Source organism: Pseudomonas sp. (genome assembly GCF_037994325.1).
Taxonomy (GTDB): domain Bacteria; phylum Pseudomonadota; class Gammaproteobacteria; order Pseudomonadales; family Pseudomonadaceae; genus Aquipseudomonas.
Genome location: NZ_JBBNAH010000672.1, coordinates 1 through 2253, shown reverse-complemented (window position 1 = coordinate 2253; position 2253 = coordinate 1). Strand labels below are relative to the sequence as shown.

Genomic DNA, 2253 nt, shown 5'->3' with positions numbered 1-2253 from the left:
GAGTTCGACTATTGCGGCGTCGGCACCTTTGCCGCCATGACTGGCATTGCAGTGGAGAAGGTCGCCAACTGGTTGGAGATCGGCATGCTGCCCAGCGTGACGATTGGCGATTTACGGATGGTCAATCTGGACCGCATCCGGCGCGATTTGCTGAAAGGTAAAAGTGGGTTTACCGAGGGGGATTACAGCGACAAGGACCCGCGTGGCAGTTTCACGTTTCGTTAAGCGCGTGGGGGGTTGTCGCGAATAATGCGTTGCTCGTTAGGGTGTGCCGGTGCGCACAGCACACCCTACGCTCGGTACTTCTGTTACAGCGCAGTCAGCATGCCGCTCAACTCTTGCAGGCTGTCTTCGTCGGCTTTTAACCGTTCGGGCAAGGTGTCGCGCAAAAACTCCACCCAGGTGCGGATCTTGGCGTCCAGGTATTGCCGCGATGGGTACAGGGCGAACACGTTGAGTTGGTATAGCCGGTATTGCGGCAGCACGCGCACTAGTCTGCCGTCGCGCAGGCCGGCAATGGCGGTGTAGACGGGTAGGGCGCCGATGCCGATGCCGGCTTTGACCGCTTCAGTCATGGCGTCGGCGGTGTTGACTTGAAATACGCTGCGGTTGATGGCGACCATTTCGTCGCCGTCCGGCCCGTCGAAGTGCCATTTGTCCAGGCTCATGGCGGCGTTTACCAGGCGCAGGCAGCGGTGTTGGTGCAGCTCGCCTGGGCGATGGGCGAAGCCGTGTTCGGCGATGTAGGCGGGCGAGGCGCAGAGCACGCTAAAGGTGTTGCCGATACGTTTGGATACCAGCCCGGAGTCCGGCAGCTCGCGGGCGATGACAACGGAGACGTCGTAGCCCTCGTCGAGGATGTCGGTGGTGCGGTTGGCCAGGGTCAGGTCAAAGCTGACGTCGGGGTATTTGCGGTGGTAGGCGGCGATGGTTTTGATCAGGTAGTGCTGGCCGATGCCGGTCATTGAATGCACTTTCAGGTTGCCGGCCGGGTGGGCGTGGGCATCGCCGGCTTCCGCTTCGGCTTCTTCGATATAGCCGAGAATTTGCTGGCAGCGCAGCAGGTAGCGCTGGCCGGCTTCGGTCAGGGCGATACGCCGGGTGGTGCGTTGCAGCAAGCGCGTGCGCAGGTGGGTTTCCAGGGTGGCGACCGAGCGCGAAACGTAGGAGGTGGTCAGGTCCATACGTTGCGCGGCGGCGGTAAAGCTACCGGTTTCGACCACGCAAACAAAGGTGCGCATATTGAACAGAATATCCACCGCAATTTTCCTCTGAGGCGCCGGCTGCCGGGCCATGGCGGCAGGGTGCGGCGGGTGCGCAGTCTGGCATGAAGCCTGCCAAAGATTGTTGCAGTTTAGTACACAATGATTGGCCTAAAACATCGCTTATCTGCCCCGGTAGCGCCCCCTAGAATCGCCGCCAGCTGGTCACCTAGAGCCGGCACTTTTCTTTAGCCGCCGCCTTGTCAGGATGTCTCGCAGTGCCCCGCACCCTTGGGCAATGGCTTCGCCTTGCCAGTTTGTTTCTGTGTCCAATTTGTTTGAGTGCCTGCCTCGATAGCAGCGGCATCCGCCCGCAGAACCAAGCGCCGCTTGCCATTGAGCCGGGCGCTGTGGCGATCACCTGGCCCAGCGCGCAGTGGTGGCAGGCCTACGGCGATCCGCAGCTCAATGCCTGGATGACCCAGGCGCTGGCCGCCAGCCCCAGCTTGCACATGGCTGCCGCCCGCGTTCGTCAGGCGCAGGCCATGGCCGGGCTGGCTGAAGCCGAAGAAGCCGCGCAGGTGGATTACAGCGCGCAGCTGCAACGTAAGCGCTGGCCTGGGGATGCTTTCTACGGCCCTGGCGCCCTGGGCCGCAGCACCAGTTGGGACAACACGCAAGGCCTGGGCCTGAGCTACAACCTCGACCTGTGGGGCCGCGAGCGCAGTAATCGTCTGCGGGCATTAAGTCTTGCCCAAGTGGCCGCCAGCAGTGAACGTGCGGCGGCGTTGGAGCTGCAAGGCAATCTGCTGCGCGCCTATGTGGGCCTGGCGCTGGGCTTTGCTGAGCGCGATATCGCTGCCGCGGCCGTGGCCCAGCAGCAACAGTTGCTCAGCGTGGCCCAGCGTCGTTTGCAAGCGGGGCTCGGTACGCAGTTGCAGCTCAGTCAGGCGCAAGCACCGTTGCCGCAGGCGCAACGGCAACTGGACTTAGCCGACGAGGCCATCGCCCTCAGCCGTCAGCAATTGGCGGCGTTGGCGGGCCAACCACC

The 2253-nt window shown here is 62.8% G+C and carries 3 protein-coding genes; 2 read left to right on the top strand and 1 reads right to left on the bottom strand.

Translation table 11 applies throughout. The annotated features are described in order from the left end of the window. Positions 1-225, top strand: a 225-nt coding sequence (locus AAAB16_RS22210; RefSeq protein WP_340665287.1) for a hypothetical protein, incomplete at its 5' end; no start/stop codon positions are given. 83 nt (positions 226-308) lie between these two features. Here AAAB16_RS22210 and AAAB16_RS22205 read toward each other — a convergent pair. Next, positions 309-1259, bottom strand: a complete 951-nt coding sequence (locus AAAB16_RS22205) for a LysR family transcriptional regulator (protein ID WP_340665286.1) — start codon at positions 1257-1259, stop codon at positions 309-311. Between the two features lie 281 nt (positions 1260-1540). Here AAAB16_RS22205 and AAAB16_RS22200 point away from each other — a divergent pair. Then, on the top strand, positions 1541-2253 hold a 713-nt coding region (locus tag AAAB16_RS22200), incomplete at its 3' end, for a TolC family protein (protein WP_340665285.1).